At 64.1% G+C, this 20,500-nt stretch carries 22 protein-coding genes; 6 read left to right on the top strand and 16 right to left on the bottom strand.

Translation table 11 applies throughout. The features are described from left to right. The first annotated feature begins 29 nt into the window (after positions 1-29). Entirely contained in the window at positions 30-1,208 is a 1,179-nt protein-coding gene (locus tag EJ069_RS19220; protein ID WP_126062650.1) for an acetate/propionate family kinase, read from the top strand. Positions 1,209-1,372: 164 nt separating this feature from the next. Here the strand turns inward: EJ069_RS19220 and EJ069_RS19215 are convergent, their stop codons facing one another. Continuing rightward, positions 1,373-1,888, bottom strand: a complete 516-nt coding sequence (locus tag EJ069_RS19215; RefSeq protein WP_126062649.1) for a GNAT family N-acetyltransferase — start codon at positions 1,886-1,888, stop codon at positions 1,373-1,375. Between the two features lie 46 nt (positions 1,889-1,934). Continuing rightward, on the bottom strand, positions 1,935-2,579 hold the full coding sequence (locus EJ069_RS19210; RefSeq protein WP_126062648.1) for a helix-turn-helix domain-containing protein: 645 nt from the start codon (positions 2,577-2,579) through the stop codon (positions 1,935-1,937). Positions 2,580-3,080: 501 nt separating this feature from the next. Here EJ069_RS19210 and EJ069_RS19205 point away from each other — a divergent pair. Further along, positions 3,081-4,064 (top strand): zinc-dependent alcohol dehydrogenase family protein, encoded by a 984-nt coding sequence (locus tag EJ069_RS19205; RefSeq protein WP_126062647.1) that lies wholly within the window; start codon positions 3,081-3,083, stop codon positions 4,062-4,064. 137 nt (positions 4,065-4,201) lie between these two features. On the opposite strand, the gene EJ069_RS19200 is transcribed toward EJ069_RS19205, so the two are convergent. From EJ069_RS19200 to EJ069_RS19185, 4 genes are all read right to left on the bottom strand, one after another. Then, on the bottom strand, positions 4,202-4,588 hold the full coding sequence (locus tag EJ069_RS19200) for a hypothetical protein (RefSeq protein ID WP_126062646.1): 387 nt from the start codon (positions 4,586-4,588) through the stop codon (positions 4,202-4,204). An 84-nt stretch (positions 4,589-4,672) separates the two neighbouring features. Beyond that, positions 4,673-5,122 (bottom strand): thioredoxin TrxC, encoded by a 450-nt coding sequence (gene trxC, locus EJ069_RS19195; protein WP_126062645.1) that lies wholly within the window; start codon positions 5,120-5,122, stop codon positions 4,673-4,675. Further along, on the bottom strand, positions 5,119-6,990 hold the full coding sequence (locus EJ069_RS19190) for a heavy metal translocating P-type ATPase (protein WP_126062644.1): 1,872 nt from the start codon (positions 6,988-6,990) through the stop codon (positions 5,119-5,121). Before EJ069_RS19190 ends, trxC begins: the two co-directional genes overlap by 4 nt. An 8-nt stretch (positions 6,991-6,998) precedes the next feature. Beyond that, the gene (locus EJ069_RS19185; RefSeq protein ID WP_126062643.1) at positions 6,999-7,385 is read right to left on the bottom strand and encodes a DUF302 domain-containing protein; all 387 of its coding nucleotides are present in this window, start codon (positions 7,383-7,385) and stop codon (positions 6,999-7,001) included. Positions 7,386-7,526: 141 nt separating this feature from the next. Here EJ069_RS19185 and EJ069_RS19180 point away from each other — a divergent pair, with 141 nt between their 5' ends. After that, positions 7,527-10,208 (top strand): bifunctional acetate--CoA ligase family protein/GNAT family N-acetyltransferase, encoded by a 2,682-nt coding sequence (locus EJ069_RS19180; RefSeq protein WP_126062642.1) that lies wholly within the window; start codon positions 7,527-7,529, stop codon positions 10,206-10,208. Positions 10,209-10,316: 108 nt separating this feature from the next. Here the strand turns inward: EJ069_RS19180 and EJ069_RS19175 are convergent, their stop codons facing one another. Continuing rightward, positions 10,317-11,876: a bifunctional aminoglycoside phosphotransferase/ATP-binding protein gene (locus EJ069_RS19175; RefSeq protein WP_126062641.1), complete on the bottom strand. Its 1,560-nt coding sequence runs from the start codon at positions 11,874-11,876 to the stop codon at positions 10,317-10,319. Between the two features lie 67 nt (positions 11,877-11,943). Next, complete coding sequence (locus tag EJ069_RS19170; RefSeq protein ID WP_245456187.1) at positions 11,944-12,330, bottom strand: c-type cytochrome; 387 nt, start codon at positions 12,328-12,330, stop codon at positions 11,944-11,946. A gap of 171 nt (positions 12,331-12,501) precedes the next feature. Between EJ069_RS19170 and EJ069_RS19165 the strand changes: the two genes are divergently transcribed. The 3 genes from EJ069_RS19165 (at position 12,502) to EJ069_RS19155 (ending at position 14,911) form a co-directional block, all read left to right on the top strand. Further along, positions 12,502-13,338 (top strand): universal stress protein, encoded by an 837-nt coding sequence (locus EJ069_RS19165; protein ID WP_126062639.1) that lies wholly within the window; start codon positions 12,502-12,504, stop codon positions 13,336-13,338. Between the two features lie 149 nt (positions 13,339-13,487). Continuing rightward, positions 13,488-14,021: a cytochrome b/b6 domain-containing protein gene (locus EJ069_RS19160; protein WP_126062638.1), complete on the top strand. Its 534-nt coding sequence runs from the start codon at positions 13,488-13,490 to the stop codon at positions 14,019-14,021. A gap of 329 nt (positions 14,022-14,350) precedes the next feature. Then, positions 14,351-14,911 carry a sigma-70 family RNA polymerase sigma factor gene (locus EJ069_RS19155; RefSeq protein WP_126062637.1) on the top strand — a complete coding sequence of 187 codons (561 nt, stop codon included), beginning with the start codon at positions 14,351-14,353 and terminating at the stop codon, positions 14,909-14,911. 6 nt (positions 14,912-14,917) lie between these two features. Here the strand turns inward: EJ069_RS19155 and EJ069_RS32830 are convergent, their stop codons facing one another. From EJ069_RS32830 to EJ069_RS19120, 8 genes are all read right to left on the bottom strand, one after another. Next, a complete protein-coding gene (locus EJ069_RS32830) occupies positions 14,918-15,085 on the bottom strand; it encodes a hypothetical protein (protein WP_189341686.1) in 168 nt (55 codons plus the stop codon). 136 nt (positions 15,086-15,221) lie between these two features. Continuing rightward, positions 15,222-15,407: a hypothetical protein gene (locus tag EJ069_RS19150; RefSeq protein WP_126062636.1), complete on the bottom strand. Its 186-nt coding sequence runs from the start codon at positions 15,405-15,407 to the stop codon at positions 15,222-15,224. A gap of 143 nt (positions 15,408-15,550) precedes the next feature. Continuing rightward, on the bottom strand, positions 15,551-15,769 hold the full coding sequence (locus EJ069_RS19145; protein ID WP_042647226.1) for a hypothetical protein: 219 nt from the start codon (positions 15,767-15,769) through the stop codon (positions 15,551-15,553). Between the two features lie 59 nt (positions 15,770-15,828). Continuing rightward, entirely contained in the window at positions 15,829-16,743 is a 915-nt protein-coding gene (locus EJ069_RS19140) for a class I SAM-dependent methyltransferase (protein ID WP_245456185.1), read from the bottom strand. Next, positions 16,740-17,732, bottom strand: coding sequence for a GNAT family N-acetyltransferase (locus EJ069_RS19135; protein WP_126062635.1), 993 nt, complete (start codon positions 17,730-17,732; stop codon positions 16,740-16,742). The genes EJ069_RS19140 and EJ069_RS19135 overlap by 4 nt, the downstream gene beginning before the upstream one ends. Continuing rightward, complete coding sequence (locus EJ069_RS19130) at positions 17,732-18,793, bottom strand: glycosyltransferase (RefSeq protein ID WP_126062634.1); 1,062 nt, start codon at positions 18,791-18,793, stop codon at positions 17,732-17,734. Before EJ069_RS19130 ends, EJ069_RS19135 begins: the two co-directional genes overlap by 1 nt. 15 nt (positions 18,794-18,808) lie before the next feature. After that, positions 18,809-19,744 carry a beta-xylosidase gene (locus EJ069_RS19125; RefSeq protein WP_126062633.1) on the bottom strand — a complete coding sequence of 312 codons (936 nt, stop codon included), beginning with the start codon at positions 19,742-19,744 and terminating at the stop codon, positions 18,809-18,811. Continuing rightward, positions 19,737-20,498 (bottom strand): TIGR04290 family methyltransferase, encoded by a 762-nt coding sequence (locus EJ069_RS19120; RefSeq protein WP_126062632.1) that lies wholly within the window; start codon positions 20,496-20,498, stop codon positions 19,737-19,739. Before EJ069_RS19120 ends, EJ069_RS19125 begins: the two co-directional genes overlap by 8 nt. Positions 20,499-20,500 lie beyond the last annotated feature (2 nt).

Below are 20,500 nucleotides of genomic sequence, written 5' to 3'. Positions count from 1 at the left end.
CTTGCAAAAGCGGCGGGGACCGGCCGGCCATGACCGACGCAATTCTCGTCCTCAATGGCGGCTCATCCAGCCTGAAGTTCGCCGTCTTCCAATGGCGCGACGAGCTCCATCTGCTGGTGCGTGGCAGCGTCTCGTCGATCGGCGAGCGGCCCCGGCTCCACGTCGCGCCCACGGCAATGACGCCGCCGTTCGACAGGAGCCTTGGCGAACAGCCGATCTCCATCGGCACGGCGTTCGAAGCCGTTGCGTCCTATCTTGCGGACCGCGGCCTCCTGCGCCGGGTGGGCCGGGTCGGGCATCGCATCGTGCATGGCGGCCGGGAGTTTGTCCGCGCAACGCTGCTCGACGAGCGCACGCTCGGTGCCTTGCGCAGGCTGGAGCCGCTAGCCCCGATTCATCAGGCGATCAACCTGGAGCTCGTCGACCTGGCCAGCCGTCTCCTGCCCGGCACCATGCAGGTCGGCTGCTTCGATACGGCCTTCCACGCGGTGCAGCCCGAGCACGCAAGGCTTTATGGCCTGCCGCACGAGATGGCGGAGCAAGGCATCGTCTCCTACGGCTTCCATGGGCTCTCCTACAGCCATATCGCCAGCGAGCTCAACAACCGTTACGGCGCCGCCGCCGGCGGCCGGACGATCGTTGCCCATCTCGGCAGCGGCGCGAGCCTGTGCGCGATGAAGGCAGGCGTAAGCCACGCCACCACCATGGGCTTCTCGACGCTTGACGGCCTGGTCATGAGCACGCGTTGCGGCGCGATCGATCCCGGCATCCTCCTGCACCTTCTGCAGGACCGGAAGCTGTCGTCGGACGAACTTGCCGAGCTGCTCTATCAGCGATCCGGTCTGCTCGGGGTATCCGGCATCTCGGGAAACATGCAGACGCTGCTTGCGTCGAAAGACCCGGCGGCGATGCGCGCCGTCGATCTTTTCATCTATCGTGTCGGGCGCGAGATCGGATCGCTTGCCGCGGCGATAGGCGGGCTCGACACCCTCGTGCTCACGGCGGGCATCGGCGAGCATGCGCCCGCGATCCGGCAGAGCATCTGCGAAGCCGCGGGATGGCTGGGCGTCGCGCTTGACAAGGAGTTGAACGCGCATGGCGAGGAACTGGTCAGCGCCCCGGATTCCCTGGTCGACGTGCTTGTCATTCCCGCCGACGAGGAACGTGCGGTGGCCGCTGAGTTGCTCGGCTTCGAAGGCAAAGATTGAATGATATCGCCCGAAAGCGCGCGGCGCTTCCGGGCGATATCATCATACAAATGCGACCCGCTTTGGAGCAGTTCAGCATTCGATGGAATCGCTGAACTGCTCCAACTTTTTGTTTTTGCGCAATTCCGGGCGGAAAACCGCTGCGCACTTTTCCTGGAATTGCCCTAGCCCGGCAACGAGGCGCCGAGCTTCCGCTGAACCAGAACGAGCGTCGGGTCGTCGGGATCCGTCGTGACGATGAAGCCCATCTCGCGCTCGAGTTCGATCGCCGCGCGGTTTTCGCGGCTTTCGATCGACTCGATGGTCTCTATCCCATGATCGTCGGCATAACGCGCGACATAACCGAGCAACTCCCAGCTGACGCCGAGATGCTTGCGATCCTCGCGGATGCAGATGGCGACTTCGCCACGCCGATCGGCCGGGTCCGCGGCGAGGGTCGCCACCGCAATCAGCATTCCGTCGGTGGAGAAGGCGAGAAAATTATGGACGTGCGGATCGTCGGAGCGGGTCATCGCCACCAGCCGCTCATGCGAAATTTCCTTCACCGCTCCGAGGAAGCGGAAGCGCAAATCCTCCGGTGTCACATGGGTGAAGAACTCGGCGACGATCGGCTCATCGTCGGGACGCGCTCGACGTACCTCGAAGCGAAATCCGGTGTGGGTCGTAAGCATGGTTTTCATTTTCAGCCCCTTTTCAGGATTGATGCGCGGGATTGGCGCAATGGCCTCATTCACCCATTGCCAGCAGCGTGTCGCGTTTCAGAATTTCAATGCTGCGCAGGCTGAGCAGGCGGATCACGCCCTTCTCTTTCAGGCGGGTGAAGACCCGCGACACGGTTTCGATGGTGAGGCCGAGATAGTCGCCGATGTCGTTGCGCGACATAGGCAGTTCCACCTGCCGCAACCCACCCTGACGCTCCGACATCTCGACGAGGAATGCCGCGACGCGCTCGATGGCGTTCTGGCGGCCGAGCACCAGGAGATGTTCCTGCGCCCGGGTCAGGCCTTTGAGCGCCAGAGGCAGGAGCTGACGCGACATGTCCGTGCCTGACGGAGCGCGGAAGACCCGGACACCGGTCGCGTTGATCGCCTCGGCGAAGAAGTGATGGGTGGCGTCGGCCTCGAAACCGAAGGTCTCTCCCGCCAGGTGGAACGCGCTGATCTGCCTGCGGCCGTCGGCGAGCAGGCGGTAGATGCGGACCGCGCCGAATTCGACCTGATAGAGTGCGCCGGCCTTTTCGCCCTGGGCATAGATTTCGGCGCCTGCCGTGAAGAAGCTGACCGGCGTCGCCGGCCCTTCGAAGGCTGGCGCGGGGCTCTGATGGGGAAGATAGGACGGCAGGTCGATCTTGGCGGAGGCTTGAGCGTACATGGATGTGGTCCCAGTGAATTTGTGACAACAGCAATCGCCCAAATCCGGCCATGCCGAAATTCGGTTATGTCCCTACGGGAAACTACTTAGTGCGACCCGAAATCACCTGGCCGGGCCAGGCTTGTCGAGCAGGCCACCTGGCCCGTGCGCCAACTGGGTCCGTGCGCCAACTGGGTCCGTGATTGACCACGATCAAGGCCGGCATGACTTGCCTCGGCATTGTCTGTTCGGACCAACCAAGGGAAACCGACCATGACCTCCGATATGATTGAAATCTGGACCGGGATACTCGGTCTTGCCTATCTTGCCGCCGCAGGCCTTTATTTCGAAATGCTCCGCGCCAGGAAGCATGTCCGAGCAAGGCATGGTCATGTCCGGCCGTATCCGGACAGGATAAGGCGCTCACGATAGGAAAGGATGCCGGATCAGTGCGGTTTCATTTTTCGTGCCGAGGGAAAGCCGGTCCGTTCCGGTCTGTCTTCCGAGAAACGGGGAAGCGTGATGAAGGCAATGCTGCTGGAAAAGCCCGGTACGCTTCTGAATCTGGTCGACCGTCCGGATCCCTTGCCGGGGGCAGGCGAGATCAGGCTCAAGGTGGAGGCATGCGCGGTATGTCGCACCGACCTGCACGTCGTGGACGGTGACTTGCCATCGCCAAAGCTGCCGCTCGTTCCGGGTCACGAAATCGTCGGCATCGTCGATCTTGTCGGTGAAGGCGTGTCACGATCCCGGCTTGGTCAGAGGGTAGGCGTTCCGTGGCTGGGGCACACTTGCGGAAATTGTCCCTATTGCAACGCCGGCGCCGAGAACCTCTGCGACCAGCCGCTCTTCACCGGCTACACGCGCGACGGCGGCTTCGCCAGTCATGTCGTTGCCGACGAGCATTTCGCCTTCGAGCTCGATGCCGCCGCCGATCCGGTGTCGCTGGCGCCGCTCCTGTGCGCTGGTCTGATCGGCTGGCGCTGTCTCAAGAAGGCCGGCGATGGCCGCAGGCTGGGCATCTTTGGCTTCGGCGCCGCCGCGCACATTATCACGCAGGTCGCAATCTGGCAGGGACGTGAGATCTTTGCCTTCACGCGGCCTGGCGACATCCAGGCACAGGAATTCGCGCGCTCATTGGGCGTTGCCTGGGCAGGGGCGTCCGATGAATTGCCTCCGGTCGAGCTTGACGCCGCGATCATTTTCGCACCGGTCGGCGACCTGGTGCCGGCGGCATTGCGGGCTGTCCGCAAGGGCGGCCGGGTGGTCTGCGGCGGCATCCATATGAGCGACATCCCATCGATGCCCTACAGGCTTCTGTGGGAAGAACGGGAATTGGTGTCGGTCGCCAACCTGACCCGCCGGGACGCCGAGGAGTTCTTTCCGATCGCGAGGGACGCCCGAGTGCTCACGCACACAAAGGTCTATCCGCTGGAGCGGGCGAACCAAGCGCTCGATGATCTGCGCATGGGCCGGCTGAGTGGCGCCGCCGTCCTTAAGCCGTGACGGTCGTGGAGCGGCCATCTTATCTGCTTCAGCCGGTTCGTTCCTGGCCGGCAGAGTCGGTCAGGACGGGTCGGGATGGCCGATGAAAACAGGCACGCAGCGCGACATTCTTCTCCCGGACGGCTTGCCGAGCTGCGCTATGGCTGCTCGACCCGGGCCACCTGGTAGGTGTGCATGGCCCCGTTGCGCTTGATCGAGACGTACTCGCCGGTGACGAAGCGCTCCTCGCCGAGATGAAAGCCGACCTCGTCGTCACGATCGCCCTCGGCGTAGTCGAAATACCATTGGCCGCCCGGCTTGCGCCGCAGGCGGCCGACAAGATCGTCCTCGCCGGTGCGGAAGCGGCGGACGCGGCAGAAGCCCTTGTGCGATTTCCACTCCTCCGCGTCCAGCCGTCCCTCGTTGGTGAGCGGCGCCAGCACATCGTAGCCTTCTTCGCGCTCTCCTTCGGGATGACCCTTCTCGCGTGCGAGAAGCAGGCGGATGTTCCTGAATTTCGGGGTGAGGTCGTGCAAGCTGGTCATGGCAGACTCCTTTGAGGCCATTCCTATCGCGGCGATCGGAGGTGACCTTGATCAAGGTCAAACGGGCATCGGCTTGCCGCGGGCTCAACTGGTGTCTGTCGGCACATGACCGTGAACCCAATTGATGATCTGGCCGGCGCTCATTGCCCCCGATACGCGCGCGATCTCCCGCTGGCGGTGAAACAGGATCATGGTAGGGATGCCGCGAATGCCCAGCCTCGCCGCGATGGCCTCCTCCTTGTCGGAATTCAGCTTGACCAGCCGGATGTGAGGCTCCAGCACCTTGGCGGCGGCCTCATAGGCCGGCGCCATCATCTTGCAGGGACCGCACCACGGAGCCCAGACGTCGACGAGGACGGTCAGGCTGCCGCGGCCGATCTGACGGTCGAAATTCGCAGCGTCGATGTCCTGCGGGACCCCGGAAAACAGCCGGGCGCCGCATTTTCCGCATTGCGCTTCGGCGCTGTTTCGGTTTGGCGGCAGGCGGTTGACCACGCCGCATTTGGTGCAAACCACCAGATTCTCCTGGGTCATGACCTTCTCCCGTTTCGATCGTGTTCGAGACGCCCATCGCCAAGGGCCCGCAGCGCATTGACGATGACGGCGACGTCTATGCCTTCTTGCAGCAGTGCTCCCGCCACCGGCGTTATATGCCCCATGGCGGCCGCGATCATCGCCGCGCCCGAGAGCCCCAGCCCGACGACGATGCTCTGCAGGGCGATCCCGCGCGTGCGCCTGGCGATACGCAATGCTTCCGCGACAGGTTCCAGCCTGTCGGTCAGCACGACCACGTCCGCCGCCTCCGACGAAGCTGTCCCGCCGCGGGCTCCCATGGCAATGCCTACGGTGGCCGCGGCAAGGGCAGGCGCATCGTTGATGCCGTCGCCAACCATCATCGTCGGCGCCGCAGCCTTTTCGGCTTCCACTGTTCCAACCTTGTCGGCCGGCGTTGCGTCGGCAAATACGGCATCGAGATCGAGCGAAGCGGAGACCTTTTCGGCCGCCGCGCCGTCATCTCCCGTCAGCATGACTATCCGGGTGACGCCTGCCGAACGCAAAGCCTCGACAGTGCCGGGAGCATCCTCGCGTATGGCGTCTCCGAATGTGAAAACAGCGGCAAGGCGGCCATCGATGGCCAGAAACACCCTGAGCACCTGCGTGTCGCGATACCGGCTCTCTCCGCTCTCCGCCCAGTTGGGCAATGGTCCGCTTCCAAGAACAAGCGGCCTCGACCCGGCCACGACCGATATCCCATCCACCTGACCTTCAAGGCCTTCTCCCCGATGTTCGCGGACATCACAGGGTTGGGAAAGCAAAAGGTTGCCATGGCGGGCAATGCGGACAATCGAATCCGCAAGGACGTGGTGCGAAGCCTGTTCAAGCGAGGCGAGCAGCCGCAGCGGTTCATTGGTTCCCTGGCCTGGAGCGACGTCGATCTCGATCAACTCGGCGCCGCCGAGCGTCAGGGTCCCTGTCTTGTCGAAGATCGCGGTGCGTATCTGGGCGAGCGCCTCCAGCGCCGCGCTGCCCTTCATGAGGATGCCGGCGCGGGCGGCACGCGACACGCCGCCGATGAATGCGACGGGCGCCGCGAGGATCAGCGGGCAGGGCGTCGCGACCACCAGAACGGCGAGAGCGCGGATCGGATCACCGGAAAGATACCAGGCGATGGCGGCGATCAGCAGCGTGGCCGGAAGCAAGAGCAGGGCAAAACGGTCGGCAATGCGTATGAACGGCGCCTTGGCGGTTTGCGCGGCGGCGACCATGCGCACGATCGCGGCGTAGGTGCTTTTGTCGGCGATGGCCGAGGCCCGCATGACAAAGGCCTCGCCGACATTGACGGTGCCGCTGCGCAATGCGTCGCCGACGCCGCGCCGCTCCGGCAAGGGCTCTCCGGTGACCGTCGACTCATCGAGCTGGGCCGAGGCGTCGATCAGGACGCCGTCCACGGGCAGCAATTCGCCGGCGCGCACCAGAAGCTCGTCGCCGACCGCCACCTGGTCGATCGCGACAGTTTCGGTGCCATGTGCGGATTTCCGGTGCGCCACACGCGGCGCCCTGTCGGTCAGAGCCCTGAGATTCCGTTCCGCCCGGCCGCGCGCCAGATCTTCAAGCACGGTGCCGCCGGCATACATGATGGCGACGACCACCGCCGCCAAGGCCTGCCCAAGCAGCAGCGCTGCCGACATCGAAACCAGCGCGACGGCATCGACGCCGATCCGGCCGATCCAGAAATCCCGCAGGATCGATATGGCAAGCGCCGCCACGACGGGCAGCGTTGCCGCTGTCCAGATCATATCGGGCGAGGCGATGTCGATACCGTTTCGCCAGACGCACAGTCCGAGCGCCAGGCCGAGAACGGCGATGATCAGCAGCGCGCGCCGCAGCACGGATTCGTTCATGACGGCCGTCAAAGCTCGTCGATCATTTCCCACAGCAAAAGCCGGACATCCTTTGCCGTCGCGGCAAGTTGCGGGTTGTCGATCGCTCCCATCGCCACCATCGGATCGACCGCCGCCACCTCGGTCTTGCCGGGGGCAGTCTCGGTCACGATCACGTTGCAGGGCAGCATCGCGCCGATCTTGTCCTCGGCCTGCAGCGCGCGCCATGCGAAATGCGGATTGCAGGCGCCGAGGATCATATATGGCTTGAAGTCGACGCCCAGCTTGACCTTCATCGTGTGCTGAACATCGATCCTCGTCAGGATGCCAAAGCCCTTGCCGGCAAGCTTTTTGGTGACGCGTTCGATCGCCGGCGCGAACGGCATGTCGAGGCTCTTGCTGAAGTAATAGCTCATCGGATCCTCCTTCCATGGCGATTGTCGCCAGCAGGGACAGCTTGAGGGCAGTAGCTAGCCGCGGGGCTCGGATGGCGCTTTGATCCAGCGCAATGAATGCCAGCCGCCTTCTGTGAATGTGGCGGCAAGGAGTTCTCCAGAATGACTATCCGAAATCTTGAATACGCGGTCTCACCGAAATCGGTCGTTGTCGTCGGCGCGACCGAGCGCGTTGGCTCGGTCGGCCGCGTCGTCTTCGACAACATCGTTGGCGGCGGCTTCGAGGGGGAGATCTGGCCGGTCAATCCCAAACATGCGCAGGTGGCCGGCCGCCGCTGCTACGGCAGGGTCGCCGATCTGCCGGGGGTTCCCGATCTGGCCGTGATCGTGACCCCTCCCGAGACTGTGCCCGACATCGTGCGGGAACTGGGCGAGAAGGGGACGCGAGCCGCCGTCGTCATCACCGCGGGGCTCAATCACGCCAACGGTCTGCGCCAGGCGATGCTCGATGCGGCCAAGCCCTCGCTCATGCGCATCATTGGCCCGAACACCGTCGGGCTGATGGTTCCCCCGGCGAAGCTCAACGCCAGTTTTGCCCATATGGCGGCGCGGCCCGGGAACATTGCGCTGATCTCGCAGTCCGGCGCCATCGCCACGTCGCTGATCGACTGGGCGGCCGAGAACAATGTCGGCTTTTCCCGGATCATCTCCCTCGGCGACATGGCGGACGTCGACGTCGGCGACTGCCTCGACATGCTGGCGGGCGATTTCCACACGCGCGCCATCGTGATGTATCTCGAAACCATACCCAATCCGCGCAAGTTCATGTCGGCCGCGCGGGCGGCGGCACGCCTCAAGCCGGTTATCGCGATCAAGCCCGGCCGGCACGAGCAGGCGGCCAGGGCGGCCGCGACGCATACCGGCGCGCTTTCGGGCGCCGACAGGGTGGTCGACGCCGCCTTGCGCAGGGCAGGCGTGCTGCGTGTGGATGATCTCGCCGAGCTGCTCGATGCCGCCGAGACTGTCGCCCGTCACGCTCCCCTCGAGCGGGCGCGGGTCGGCATCGTCACCAATGGCGGCGGGGCCGGCGTGCTTGCCGTCGACAAGATCGTCGATCGTGGAGGCGAGCTGGCCGAACTTGCGCCCTCGACGATCGAGCGGCTCGACCGTGCGCTGCCGCCGACCTGGTCGCATGCGAATCCGATCGACATCGTCGGTGACGCGGCGCCGGAGCGCTACGGGGCGGCGCTCGAAGCCCTGGCGGCGGATCCGGGGACGGACGTTATCCTGGTCATGAATTGCCCCACCGGGCTCGGTTCCTCGCCGGACGCGGCCAGGAAGGTCGCCGAGCTTGGCGACGACGGCGAGATCGGCGGAAAACCGCTTCTCGCGTGCTGGCTCGGCGAGCATACCGCGCGCGAAGGCCGGCGCGTCCTGACGGAAGCCGGCATCGCGAGCTTCGAGACGCCGGAGGACGCGGCGATCGCGGCGTCCTATCTCGGCGAATGGTCCCAAGCCCAGCGGGCGCTCCTGCGGACACCCTCGAGCCAGGGCGGCGACCGGGCCGATGGCAAGGCGTCGGCGCACGCCATCTTCCGGCAGGTGGCCGCCGAAGGGCGACGCATGCTGACGGAGCCGGAAGCAAAAGCGGCGATAGAAGCCTATGGAATCCTCGTGCCGCGGACCATCGTCGCCGGATCCGTCGCGGAAGTGGCGCAGGCCGCCGGCGAGCTTCTCGAAAGCTCTGAAGCAGTGGTCGTCAAATTGCTGTCGAAGGTGGTCTCGCACAAGTCGGATGTCGGCGGCGTGGTCCTCGACATCGCGACCGCGGACAAGGCCGCCGAGGCCGCCCGGTCGATCGAGACGCGCCTGCGCGCGCGGTCGCCGCAGGTGAAGGCGGACGGCTACACGGTGCAAGCCATGGTCGCGCGCAAGCATGCTCAGGAACTCATACTGGGCATGAATCTCGACCCGATGTTCGGCCCGGTCATTCTGTTTGGCGCCGGCGGCACGGCGGTCGAGGTCGTGAACGATACCGCGATCGCCCTGCCGCCGCTTGACGACGTGCTGGCCGGAGACGCGATCGACGCGACCAGGATAGGCCGCCTGCTTGCCGGCTATCGCGATCGCAAGCCGGCCAACCGGGGCGCGATCATCGCCGCGCTGAATGGCCTGTCGCAAATGATCGTCGACTTCCCTTGCTTGGTCTCCCTCGACATCAACCCGCTGCTGGCCGATGCCGAAGGCGTGGTTGCGCTCGATGCGCGTATCGAGATCGATCCGCGACGGGTGGATGACCCGGCGCCGAACCCGGCGCTTGCCATAAGGCCCTATCCGTCGGGATGGAGCCGTGATTTCCAGTCGGACGGCATGACCTTTCACATCCGGCCAATCATGCCGGCGGACGTGGCGCTTTATCCTGCGTTCCTGGCGAAGATTTCTCCCGACGACCTCAGGCTGCGCTTCCTGTCGCTGAGGAAGAACTTCCCGGACCAGATGCTCAAGCGGCTCACACAGCTGGACTACGACCGCGACATTGCCTTCGTCGCGCTTGAAAAGAACACGGGAGCGCTGGCGGGAATCGGCCGGCTTTCCTGCGATCCGGATCACAGGAGCGGTGAATATGCGCTGCTCGTGCGGTCGGACCTGCAAGGCCATGGCCTGGGATGGGATCTGCTGAAACAGGTCATCGACTATGCGAAGGCCGAACGCATCGGCCGCATCGAAGGCACGATCCTCAACGAAAACCGCAAGATGCTCACAATGTGCCTGGAGTTCGGCTTCTCGGTCGCCCACCACCCGGGCGAGCCCGGCCTGTCGGTGGCGACGCTGGAAGTCCGCTAGAGCGTTTCACTGTTTCACGGAAATGGCGAAACGCTCTATCTCCTTGTTTTGACGCTGACGAAAAACCGCGCACACTTTTCTTGGAATTCCTGTAAGCGGGTGACAGCTTTATGATCCGGTCTTCCTGAAGCCGGCCGCGGATGAAACGGCGCCCTCGACCGAGGCCACCATCTCGGCCGTGATTTCGGCCACCTTGCGGTCGGCCTCGATCTTGCGCCAGGTCATCGGACCGGCATCGCGCTGCAATTGCCGCGAAAGGATGTCGATCGTGGCATCGGAGGGGCTGCCCTTGCGCTCGCTGACCCGGCGCCAAAGCACCAACGGGTCCGCCGCCAGCCAAAATCCCGCAAACGGGACGTTTGTCCCCGCCGCTGCGCGCTCGATCCTGTCGCGATCCTCCGGCCTGTCGAAGACCGCGTCGGCGACGACGCAGCCGCCTTCGGCAAGGATAAGCTCCGCGAGCCAGGCTATCTGGCGGTAGACGCGTTCCGATACGCCGGGCCGGTAGGCCTTGGCCGGCAGCCTCGTTTCGGCCGCCACGCCATGCATGGCCTTGCGGATGCGGTCGCTCTCGACGATACGGGCGCCGGGCGGCGCGCCGATCTGAGCGGCGAGCGCCTCAGCGACCGTCGTCTTGCCCGAGCCGCTCAAGCCGCCGATTGCGACGAGCCGAGGCGGCGTTTCGGCAAGCAGGGTTTGCGCGAGATGGAAATAGGATCGCGCTTCGGCAATCAGCTTTGTCGAATCCTGGCTGGATTCCTCGACCTGCGTCGCGGTCACGTGCGCGCGCACCGCCGCCCGCACCGCCATGAGGAAAGGCAGGAGAACGAAGCCGTCTTCGTCATCGGCGTCGTCGAGATAGCGGTTCATCACCAGATTGGCGAATTGCGGAAAACCGCGATGCCACAGATCCATCAGCAGGAATGCGAGATCGTAGAGGACATCGACGGTGGCGATCTGATCATTGAACTCGATGCAGTCGAAAAGGCGAGGCTCGCCATCGAAGACGCAGATGTTGCGCAGATGCAGGTCGCCATGACAGCGGCGGACCCGACCTGCCGCCTCGCGCCGGTCGAGCAGGCCGGCATGGCGGGAAAGGGCGTCGCGAAACGCGGCGTTGAGGGTTTCGATCTCCTTTCGGTCGAACACATGGCTTGTCGCGAATCCGGCCGAATTGATTTCGAGGACGCCGCCGATATTCGCCGACCCGCTGCTGGCATGGATCACTTCGGCGCCGCGGTGATAGTGCGCGATCATGCGGGCCACGCCTGTCATCAGCGCGGGTGTCAACTCCCCCGCCGCGGCCATGCGATCGAGGAGCTTGGACTGGTCGAAGCGGACCATCTCGATGACGGCGTCGACCAGTTCTCCCGGCTCGTCCAGGACAAGCCGGTCTCCCGCGCGCGTGATGCTGTGGACATCGAGATAGAGGCCGGGAGCTGTTGCGGAGTTCAGCTCCACTTCCTTTTCGGACGCGGCGAGCCGCAACGCCGGCGTCGAAAAGTCGACATAGGGCAGCTTGACCGCCCGCTTCATCTTGAATGCGCGCCGCCCGACGAGGAAGATCCGGGAAATATGTGTTTCGATCGTCTCGACCGGACCAACCTCGCCATGGCTGGCAGGGTTCTTCAGCATCTCGACCACGACATCCTGGTTCTCGGTGATCATTGGGGTATGTCCTTGGCCTTTGCTTGCATCCTCATTCGGCCCGCCGACCGAGGTCTCGCAGGAGTCACTAACGCTGAAGCGTCTGGACGTAACCGGCGAGGTTATGGATGCGTTCCGTGGTCACGGCCTCCCCGCCATAGGGGCCGTACTTCTTCACGTCGTCAGGCAGGAACTGGTTGCCCCACACCGGCATGTCGCGCTCGCCATGCGCCGGGACGAGACCGCGACCGTCGATCGTGGCGTAGACCCTCCAGTAGGGAAATTCCCCGCCATTGCGCTTCGTCAGCGTCGTCAGATCGGCGGGGCGCTTGCGCAGTTCATCGGCCATCGGCCCGTCGCCCTTGCCTTCCACGCCGTGGCAGACCGCGCAGGAATTCAGATATTCCTGCTGTCCATTGCTCATCTGCTGCGCCGCCGCGGCGCTCAGCGTCAGCGCGAAAAGACCAATCGTCATCCGAAATCTCATTGATCTGCCTCCAGCCATCGGTGTCAGGCTAAGCCATGCGAAGCGCACGCACGTTGACCGGGATCAATCTTGCGAGGGACGATTTGATTCAGCGCAAGGAAGGATTCCAACCGGCTCGCTAAGGCTGCATTCCGTGTTGTCGAACAAGGAGCGGCCCCCATGCCATTCAAGACATTGCTCACGGTTACAGGGCCTGATCATGGAGACGGTGATCTGAGGCTCGCCGCCGGTCTGTGCGAGGAAATCGACGCGCATCTTTCCGTGCTCGTCGTGGTCATTGCGGCGCCTCCGTCTGGCGGAGAATACGCAGCGGTGGTCTCGCCGGCCTGGCTCGCGGAGCGCGAAGACGAAATGGAAACCCTGGAGAAGCGCAGCTCGGCGGTATCCAGGATGCTGTCGGAAGGCCCCGTATCGGCCGACCTCGGCAGCGAATACCCGGAGCAGTCTTGGACGGATGAGATCATCGGTCGGCGGGCCCGCTATGCCGACCTGACCATCGTCGGACCGGAGATGCTCGCAAGCGGCTTGCTCAAGGATAAGGTCCTTGCGGGCAGCCTGTTCTCGTCCGGGAAGCCTATCCTGCTGGTCCCTCAGGGAGCGCGCGCGACATTGAAACCGAAACGCGTCCTTGTCGCCTGGGACGCCAGCCTGGAAGCCTCGCGCGCCGTGCGGGAGGCGCTCGACCTCCTGTCGTCCGCCGACGAGGTCCGCATCGCCATGATCGATCCGATCGAAGACGAACGGCATCATGGCGCGGAGCCGGGAGCGGATCTGGCGGCCTATCTCTCCCGGCATGGCGCGAAGGTCGCGGTCGATCGCCTGCCGAGTTCGGGCCATTCCGTCGCCGACGTTCTTCGCCAGCATGCCACCGACACTGGCGCCGAGCTCGTGGTCATGGGGGCTTACGGCCACTCCCGGCTGCGCGAGCGGATTTTCGGCGGCGTGACCAAGTCCATGATCGAGGCCCCAGGGCTGACGGTTCTTATGGCGCGCTGAAGGCGCGTTCACCGAAAGGCCAGATTGAACCCACAAGCGTTGCCAGCCAGAGCTGCTTTTGGAGCGGCGCCGCGGTACCGGTGCCGGCAACATATGAGATATGAGCGCTCGCGCGAGTGTGGGCGCGAAAGGAAGTCGAAGGCAACATCATGCATCGTTACTCGCAGATCACGATCGCAATTCACTGGCTGACGGCAGTGCTCGTGATCGTCGCGTGGTTCACGGCCGTGAGCGGTCCTGACGCGCGGACCGATCCCTCCTACGTTCATTTCACAGTGGGGCTCGCCGTGCTGCTGCTGGTGGTTCCTCGTCTGCTCGCCCGATGGGCCGGCGCCGCGCCGCGCGTCGAAGACCCTCAACGACGCTGGCTCGATCTCGCGGTGCGTGCAGGGCACGCCGTCCTTTACCTTCTCCTCGTCGCGCTGCCATTGACCGGCTGGTATGCCGCCTCCAAGCTGGGCGTTCCGGTCTCCTTCCTTGGCATCAGCCTGCCGAGCCTGGCGGCATCTGTGCAAGGCGCGCCAGGCGAGATTGCCGATCTGCACGAAACCGGCGGAACGCTGATTCTGTGGCTGGCGGGACTGCATGCGCTGATCGCGATCTGGCATCAGTTCGCTTTGAAGGACCGCACGCTCGAACGCATGAATCCGCTGGCGCCGTCCGATTTGACTCAAGACGGCTGACAGCTTCGGATCGCTTATCGGGCCATATCCGTCCAATATCCTCCAGATTTGGGGGCCTCTAGATTGGGCCGAGCGATTTAGCGATCCCGCTCATCAGATGTGTGGGTCGCTTCGATTCACGACCGCTGTGCGCATCCAGTCGCTTTGGTGCACCCCTGCACGCTGTAGCTTTGCCGTCTGGAAGGCGAGCGGGTGGGGCCCTTGGCCAAAAGTTTGCGGCCGAGCGACGGAAAACAGGAACGTTCCTTTTCCTCAGGCATTTTCCCTAGTCTGTATCTCATCCACTCCTGTTTGCTGGGCCCGGAAAATTGTCACCCAGAGAGCATAATTTGTCGAACCCCGAGGCCGGTGAGGTCTCCGTCGTCGATCTTATTCCTGCCTTGCGTGCTTTTGCGCGAACGTTCTGTCGGGTGCCCGACGACGCCGACGATCTCGTGCAGGAGACACTGACCAAGGGGCTTGCCAACCTGGACAAGTTCGAGCCAGGCACGCGGCTGAAGTCCTGGCTCTTCACGATCATGCGCAACACGCATTACACGCGTGTCAAGGCAGCGGCCAGGGAGGCGCCCGGGCTGCTTGACTGCGCCTCCAGCCGGCCGATCTCGGAGCCGTCGCAGGATTGGTCCGTCCAAAGCAAGGAAGTGCATCGAGCCATCCAGAAACTGCCGTCCCATCAGCGTGAGGTGCTGGTGCTGATCGGCGTGCTGGGGGTAAGCTACGAAGAAACCGCTGAGATATGCGGTTGCGCTGTCGGCACCGTCAAAAGCCGTCTCAATCGCGCCCGTGCCGGTGTTCTGGAGTTCCTCGGGGAAAGCTCGCCGCAGGCGCTGATCGAGCGACGACGTCAATTTTCGGACGACCATTGGGATACTGAAGGCGCAAGACGCTAAGGCAGCCTACCGGCGCTGAGTTGCTTTCAGGACTTTCGCCTCTCTCATCAGCGAGGCCCAATTCAGACCGAGCAGGGAAACAAGTTCAAGCGCCTGCGTTTCGGTGATGCCCGTCGTTGCGACCAGCCGCCGAACGAGTTCGTCCACTTCCGGAGTTCTGCCATCCTGCGCCATCGGGATGACTCCTAACCGGCAACAACGATTCACTTATGTTAATGTTCCACCGATCATGTTGGCACGGCGACAGCAGGCACTGCCAATGCCCTTCGGCCATGTCTCGGAGTAGTGCCGCATCCTTGCCGCGACGTCTTCAACCGCGCTCAGCCATCATATCGCCTTTGCGCTTTTCGATCAGCGCGTTCTGCAGTTCGAGTGCAAGCCTGGTCAGCCGGTCAGGGACCTTCTCCCGCTCGATGGCGGTCAACAGGGACGCGATCTCCTGGTCCAGGCTCTGGATTGCCTGGGCGCATAGATCGCGCTGGCTCCGGCGAGACATCGCATTCTCTTAACAATAGAGGCCCCTTCAGATCTCACTGAGGCATACCCGACCGGCCTTTGCAAGGCGCTCGACGCAAGCTGTGGGATTTCCGGATCGCAGTCATCGGATTTCGGGGCAAAAGGCGATCCGCGAGCATGCACTCATTCCTTAGGCAGACGGTTCGCCGCGTGGTCCTGGTACTGATCGGATTTGATCCGGTTGCCGTCGAGGCCGCGTTGCTCCGTATGCTGCTTCTTGTCCCGGTTGGACAGGACCTCGTTCTCGCCGACCATGTCCTTTGCGAGCGTCGTCTTCGCTCCGGTTCCGGAGCCCTTGCCCTGGCTGCCGCGGCCCATATGCTTCTTACCGCCGGTTGCCATTGTTCTTCTCCTGGGCTGCCCGCGTGAAACTGTTCGGCGACCGAACTGCCGCCCGCGCGTTATGTTCCGCCGCCAACGCGGATAAGAAAGACCGTGCCGTCCCAACTTCCGAAGGGCATTTCGCCATCGACCAAGACGTCCGTGCCAAATGCATGGGCAAGACGGTTGATATCGCGGGAATCGATGTCCGGCGACGCCCGATAGGAATAGTTGAGGATTGCCGCCATTCCTCCAGGCCGCAGCACGCGCGCGATCTCGCCGAAATGCCGCTCGGCAACACCGGCAAGCACTAGGTACGGAAAACTGTCGAGAGCCAGCACGCCGTCGAAGCTTTGATCGGCAAAGTCACCGAGATCGAGGCCCGAGGTCAGGCGGAATTCCACATTGGCGACACCGGCGCATCGCTGGCGCGCGATGGCGATCATCCGGGGCGAGATATCGATGCCGACGATACGTCCCGCCATGGCGCCAAGCGCATGTTCGAGGCGCCCGATGCCGCAGCCGATGTCCAATATGCGGTTGCGGGTGCCGAGCATGCCTTGCCGTTCCAGCCACAAGGCAATCTCGCCGGTTGTGGCCGAGAGCCTGTCCTCGTCGCCCAGCGACGACAGCTGCACGCTGGCGGCCGGAGATATGGCGGCCGCCCTATCAAATCCGCCGGCCAGCCGCTCGACAGTCATGGCGGCCGTTTCGTCGTTGGCAGGGTCATGCGACACACAGGCAGCGACCCTGCGGACGGCGTCGAAGGCGTCGGCCTTGTCACGCAGCATCGTGGCGATGCCTTCCAGCCAGGATCGCCGGGACACATGGCTCGGGCGCATGTCCAGGGCGACATCCGCCAGCTGCGCCGCGCTGGTCGTCTTGTCGACACAGACGGCCAGTCTGGCCAGCGCGTTGTCGACCGAAAGGCCGTCCGTCATGTAGTCCTCCAGCAGGCGCCTGGCGATCGCGCCGGTTTGCCTCGCGGGGGTCACGGCGGCGCGCCCCGCGTCCACATCTGTTGCGCTGTCCAGCGATCGTTGGCGCCCCAGCCATATTTGTAGCCTTCACGGCCGCGCAGGAAATCGAACTCTCGCGCGCCTTCGTTGGCAGCTTCGGCGATGGCATGGCCGATCAGGATCGCGCCGGGGCTTTCCTCGGAATAGGCTGGATCGAAACCGCCGAGATAGGCATAGGCCCGGCCGCGGTGATGAAATCCGTAATAGGCACCGACGACGGCGTCGCCGATCTCGATCGTCAGGCATCGCGCCAGGCCGTTATCGGCAAGCCGCGGCAGGGCCCTGCGGTGGAATTCCACAGCCGCGGCCGATAGCACGCCCCCGCCATGACCGGCCCAGCGTGCGCCATGCAGCCGGATCAGCCTGTCGAGAAATCTCTGCGGATCGGACTCGCCGCGGCTGACGACAAGGGCGCCTCTTCGCCGAGCAGCCCGCTCGGCGCGGCGCAACTGTCGCCTTCGTCTCGCCGGAACCGAGTAGGCCAGGGTTCGATCACCATCGAGCGGCAGCACGGGACAGGCGGCATGCGCCATCGACCGGCACTCTTGCGCATTCGGCAGCTCAAGGCTCAGCGACATGGCATCAGCCGGGAGGTCGGACAGGATCCATTGCGACCATTCGAGCGAGAGCACCGCGCCGGCAATGGCTGCGCCAGCCTCCGCCTCCAGTTCCGGCACGCACAAGATGTCGAGGTAGTCGCTTAGAGAAATGCCGATGGGCAGCAGGCGCTGACCGCGATCATGCCTTTCGACATAGAGCGGCGCCAGGCCGGCGAGGACGTCTCCACTCCACACTGCAATGGCCGCAAGGTCGCCGGGCGCGAATGTCCGCCACCACGGAATGAGCCAGGCAGGAGACTGGAACGGCGTGGCCGAGATGCTCCGCCGCCAGAGCCGCCACCAATGCGGCTCCAGGTCCTCGAATGCTCTCGCGTCACGAATGATCTCGGTGCACAGACCGCCCATCAGCCGGTTCCAAGCAAGGCGCGACGGGTGCCAAGCTTCGCCAGCGCTTCGTAAGCATCCATGTAGGATGTGATCATGCGCTCAAGCGGGAAGCGGCGACGCGCCTCGGCACGGCATGCCTCGTGGTCCAGGGCTCCGGACGCGACAATGGCCTTCGCCATCTCCTCGACGTCATTGACGAGGAAACCGGTCCTGCCGTGCTGGACGACATCGGGAAGGGCGCCGTTCGGGAAAGCGACGACCGGCGTGCCGCAGGCAAGCGCCTCCATCGCGACAAGCGAGCTTGTTTCGGGGGCAAGGCTGGGAATGACCAGGCAGCGTGCGGTGTTGAGCAGCCGCCGCTTGGCACAGAAGCCGAGTGGCCCGAGGAAGCGCCGCTGGCGATCGAGCCGGGGGCGGACCTCGTCGGTGAAATAGCGCAGATGGGTCTCGTAGGGATAGACCTGGCCGGCGATCGCTAAGGACACGCCGGCGCGCTTGGCTGCCTCCAGCGCGAGATGGATGCCCTTTTCGGGACAGATGCGGCTGAGCACCAGCGCGAAATTGCGCCGCGACCGGGGCTCGTTCAGCCCTTCGATATCAACACCGTTTGGAATCGGCTTCGCAAGTCTCGATCCCGCCGGCGCCGTCCTGTGCTGCGCCTGCGAGACCGCATGCAGCCACAGGTCCTCGCGTGACGGCGCCAGCACCTCGGGCGGGTACCAGCCGAGCGGCAGGTGCAACGTCACCAGGGTTGGGCCGTCGGAAGGCAGATAGGCGTCGAAGTCAATCCCGTGGAGGTGAACGACGTCGATTGGCCAGCACGCGCGGGCGGCTGCTATCGCGTCGCGATGCGCTTGATGAGCACGGTCCTTCGCCGTCTCATCGAGCACACCCGCCTCGGCTGGTGTTTCCACCAGGACGCCGGCCGTGCTTGACCCTTGGCAGGCGACGACAACCGAACGGTGGCCTTTCTCGACCAGCGCACGATCCAGCGCCGAAAGCACCTGCTCGGCCCCGCCGACCGCATCCGGCCCGACGGGCGCGAGAGGGTAGGCGACGTTGAGGACAGTCAGTGTCATCGTTGATCTGAGGCTTCACCATGCCGCCGACACGCGCTGCGTCGTCGCCATGTTGTCGCCGATCGCCGGAGCGTAGCGTCGGATCATCGCCGCGCAGAACTCGGCGAATTCCTCGGGAATCTGGGGCGGGCTGGTGTGATGAGGTTGAAGACCGCGATGCTCCGGCGTGAAGCAGAAGGTGACGGTGACGTTGAAGTCGGCCAGCGCTTCCATCTGGCGGTCGAACCAGTCCAGCGCATTCGGCCGAAAACTGTCGGCCCAGGACAGGCCGGTGCGCAGGTGGGTGACACCCAGACGCTCCATCCAGGCAACAGCGTCGTCCAGCCGGTGATCCTCGTAATGGAACCACTGCACCAGGCCCATTTGCGGAGTGTGGCGCACGAATTCCTCGAGCGCCGGCTTGGGCGTGCCGTCCTCGCGAAGCAGGCCCATGTAGAAGTGCCTGTAATAGGACGAGCCTTCCGCCTCCCGATGGCGCGTCGTCGCTTCCCAGGAGCGCGGCAGATCATAGAGGCTGTACCACTGAACGCGTGGCGCAAGTCCGAGCAAAAGCTCCGCTGTCCGGCGCAAGCCCCAGACTTGCACCTCCTCGGCGCCGAAGGTCGACACACCGACTTCGCTGACCCACACCGGAATGTCCGCGACCGTCGCGATCTCTCCGAGCTTGTGGGGCCACTCGTGGATTTGCCAGAGGTTCCAGTCGAGCGGGAAGCCATGCACGGCGACCGCGTCGACATGGTCGAGCACGCCGAACTCCTTCATGCGCGTCATGAACCCGGCATCGATCGGCGAAATGCCGCCCAGCACCTTTGTAATGGCAGGATTTTCCCCGCCGATCGCGTCGGCCGCCAGGGTCGCCATTGTGGCAAAACGGCTCCAGTCGGGGTCGAGCTCCGGGTCCCAGTGCGATTTGTTGTTGGGCTCGTTCCAGATCATGGCGGCTTCAATCATGGGTCTCTCCTTTCGAAGGATAGACGGCGGCGCTGCCGGCCGGTTCGCCGGACGCGCGACAGAAATAGACCTCGTCTTCCGGGTGGAGCAGGATCTCGAAACCGGCGCTGCGCAGCATCGCTTCGGTGCAGGCACGGTTCGGAATCCACCAGTTGGTCGGGTCGTCCGCATAACGATGCTCGATGAAGTGCAGCTTCGGAAACTCGGGCCGATCGAAGAGGTCGCGTGTCCAGAAATGGTAGTTCTGTTCGAGCGGCAGGACTTCGTTGCTCCCCCGCTGCATCGACTGGAAGATCATCAGGTCGTTCGCGACATGCGCGCGGATCAGGTCGAGCGCCAGCAGCGGGTGGCGCAGGTGGTAAAGCACGCCCATGAACAGCACGATGTCGAAGCGCTCGCCGAGCGAGGCGACGTCGTAGACCGATAGTTCCCGGAACTCGATGTCGCAGTCGGCGATCTCGGCGGCGAAACGCGCCTGGGCGAGATAGGCTTGGTCGAAGTCTATCCCAAGCACGCGATCGGCACCGCGTTTCTTCATTTCGATCGAGTAAAAGCCTGCGTTGCACCCGATATCGAGCACCGACTTGCCCGAAAGATCAGTCGGAATGGCATCCGCGAATTTGCGCCATTTGATCAGCGGGTAATTGCCGAGGAAATGATCGGGAGCGGTCTCCACGCCCGCGAGCTCCATATTGTGGAACCACGGCCCCAATGCGTCGATGCGGCGGCGTATTTCCGTGCTGGAATGCAGCATGG

Origin of the sequence: Mesorhizobium sp. M2A.F.Ca.ET.043.05.1.1 (assembly GCF_003952445.1) — a bacterium.
Classification (GTDB): Bacteria; Pseudomonadota; Alphaproteobacteria; order Rhizobiales; family Rhizobiaceae; genus Mesorhizobium.
The sequence above is the reverse complement of the archived record's forward strand: the minus strand, read 5'-3'. Positions and strand labels throughout refer to the sequence as shown.

Coding starts and splice junctions, on each gene's coding strand:
- EJ069_RS19160 (WP_126062638.1), top strand. CDS start 13,488: ATGCATCGTTACTCGCAGATCACGATCGCAATTCACTGGCTGACGGCA.
- EJ069_RS19150 (WP_126062636.1), bottom strand. CDS start 15,407: ATGTCTCGCCGGAGCCAGCGCGATCTATGCGCCCAGGCAATCCAGAGC.
- EJ069_RS19165 (WP_126062639.1), top strand. CDS start 12,502: ATGCCATTCAAGACATTGCTCACGGTTACAGGGCCTGATCATGGAGAC.
- EJ069_RS19125 (WP_126062633.1), bottom strand. CDS start 19,744: ATGATTGAAGCCGCCATGATCTGGAACGAGCCCAACAACAAATCGCAC.
- EJ069_RS19200 (WP_126062646.1), bottom strand. CDS start 4,588: ATGACCAGCTTGCACGACCTCACCCCGAAATTCAGGAACATCCGCCTG.
- EJ069_RS19170 (WP_245456187.1), bottom strand. CDS start 12,330: ATGACGATTGGTCTTTTCGCGCTGACGCTGAGCGCCGCGGCGGCGCAG.
- EJ069_RS19215 (WP_126062649.1), bottom strand. CDS start 1,888: ATGAAAACCATGCTTACGACCCACACCGGATTTCGCTTCGAGGTACGT.
- EJ069_RS19130 (WP_126062634.1), bottom strand. CDS start 18,793: ATGACACTGACTGTCCTCAACGTCGCCTACCCTCTCGCGCCCGTCGGG.
- EJ069_RS19135 (WP_126062635.1), bottom strand. CDS start 17,732: ATGGGCGGTCTGTGCACCGAGATCATTCGTGACGCGAGAGCATTCGAG.
- EJ069_RS19120 (WP_126062632.1), bottom strand. CDS start 20,498: ATGCTGCATTCCAGCACGGAAATACGCCGCCGCATCGACGCATTGGGG.
- EJ069_RS19190 (WP_126062644.1), bottom strand. CDS start 6,990: ATGAACGAATCCGTGCTGCGGCGCGCGCTGCTGATCATCGCCGTTCTC.
- EJ069_RS19210 (WP_126062648.1), bottom strand. CDS start 2,579: ATGTACGCTCAAGCCTCCGCCAAGATCGACCTGCCGTCCTATCTTCCC.
- EJ069_RS19145 (WP_042647226.1), bottom strand. CDS start 15,769: ATGGCAACCGGCGGTAAGAAGCATATGGGCCGCGGCAGCCAGGGCAAG.
- EJ069_RS19185 (WP_126062643.1), bottom strand. CDS start 7,385: ATGAGCTATTACTTCAGCAAGAGCCTCGACATGCCGTTCGCGCCGGCG.
- EJ069_RS19175 (WP_126062641.1), bottom strand. CDS start 11,876: ATGATCACCGAGAACCAGGATGTCGTGGTCGAGATGCTGAAGAACCCT.
- EJ069_RS19220 (WP_126062650.1), top strand. CDS start 30: ATGACCGACGCAATTCTCGTCCTCAATGGCGGCTCATCCAGCCTGAAG.
- EJ069_RS32830 (WP_189341686.1), bottom strand. CDS start 15,085: ATGGCGCAGGATGGCAGAACTCCGGAAGTGGACGAACTCGTTCGGCGG.
- trxC (WP_126062645.1), bottom strand. CDS start 5,122: ATGACCCAGGAGAATCTGGTGGTTTGCACCAAATGCGGCGTGGTCAAC.
- EJ069_RS19205 (WP_126062647.1), top strand. CDS start 3,081: ATGAAGGCAATGCTGCTGGAAAAGCCCGGTACGCTTCTGAATCTGGTC.
- EJ069_RS19180 (WP_126062642.1), top strand. CDS start 7,527: ATGACTATCCGAAATCTTGAATACGCGGTCTCACCGAAATCGGTCGTT.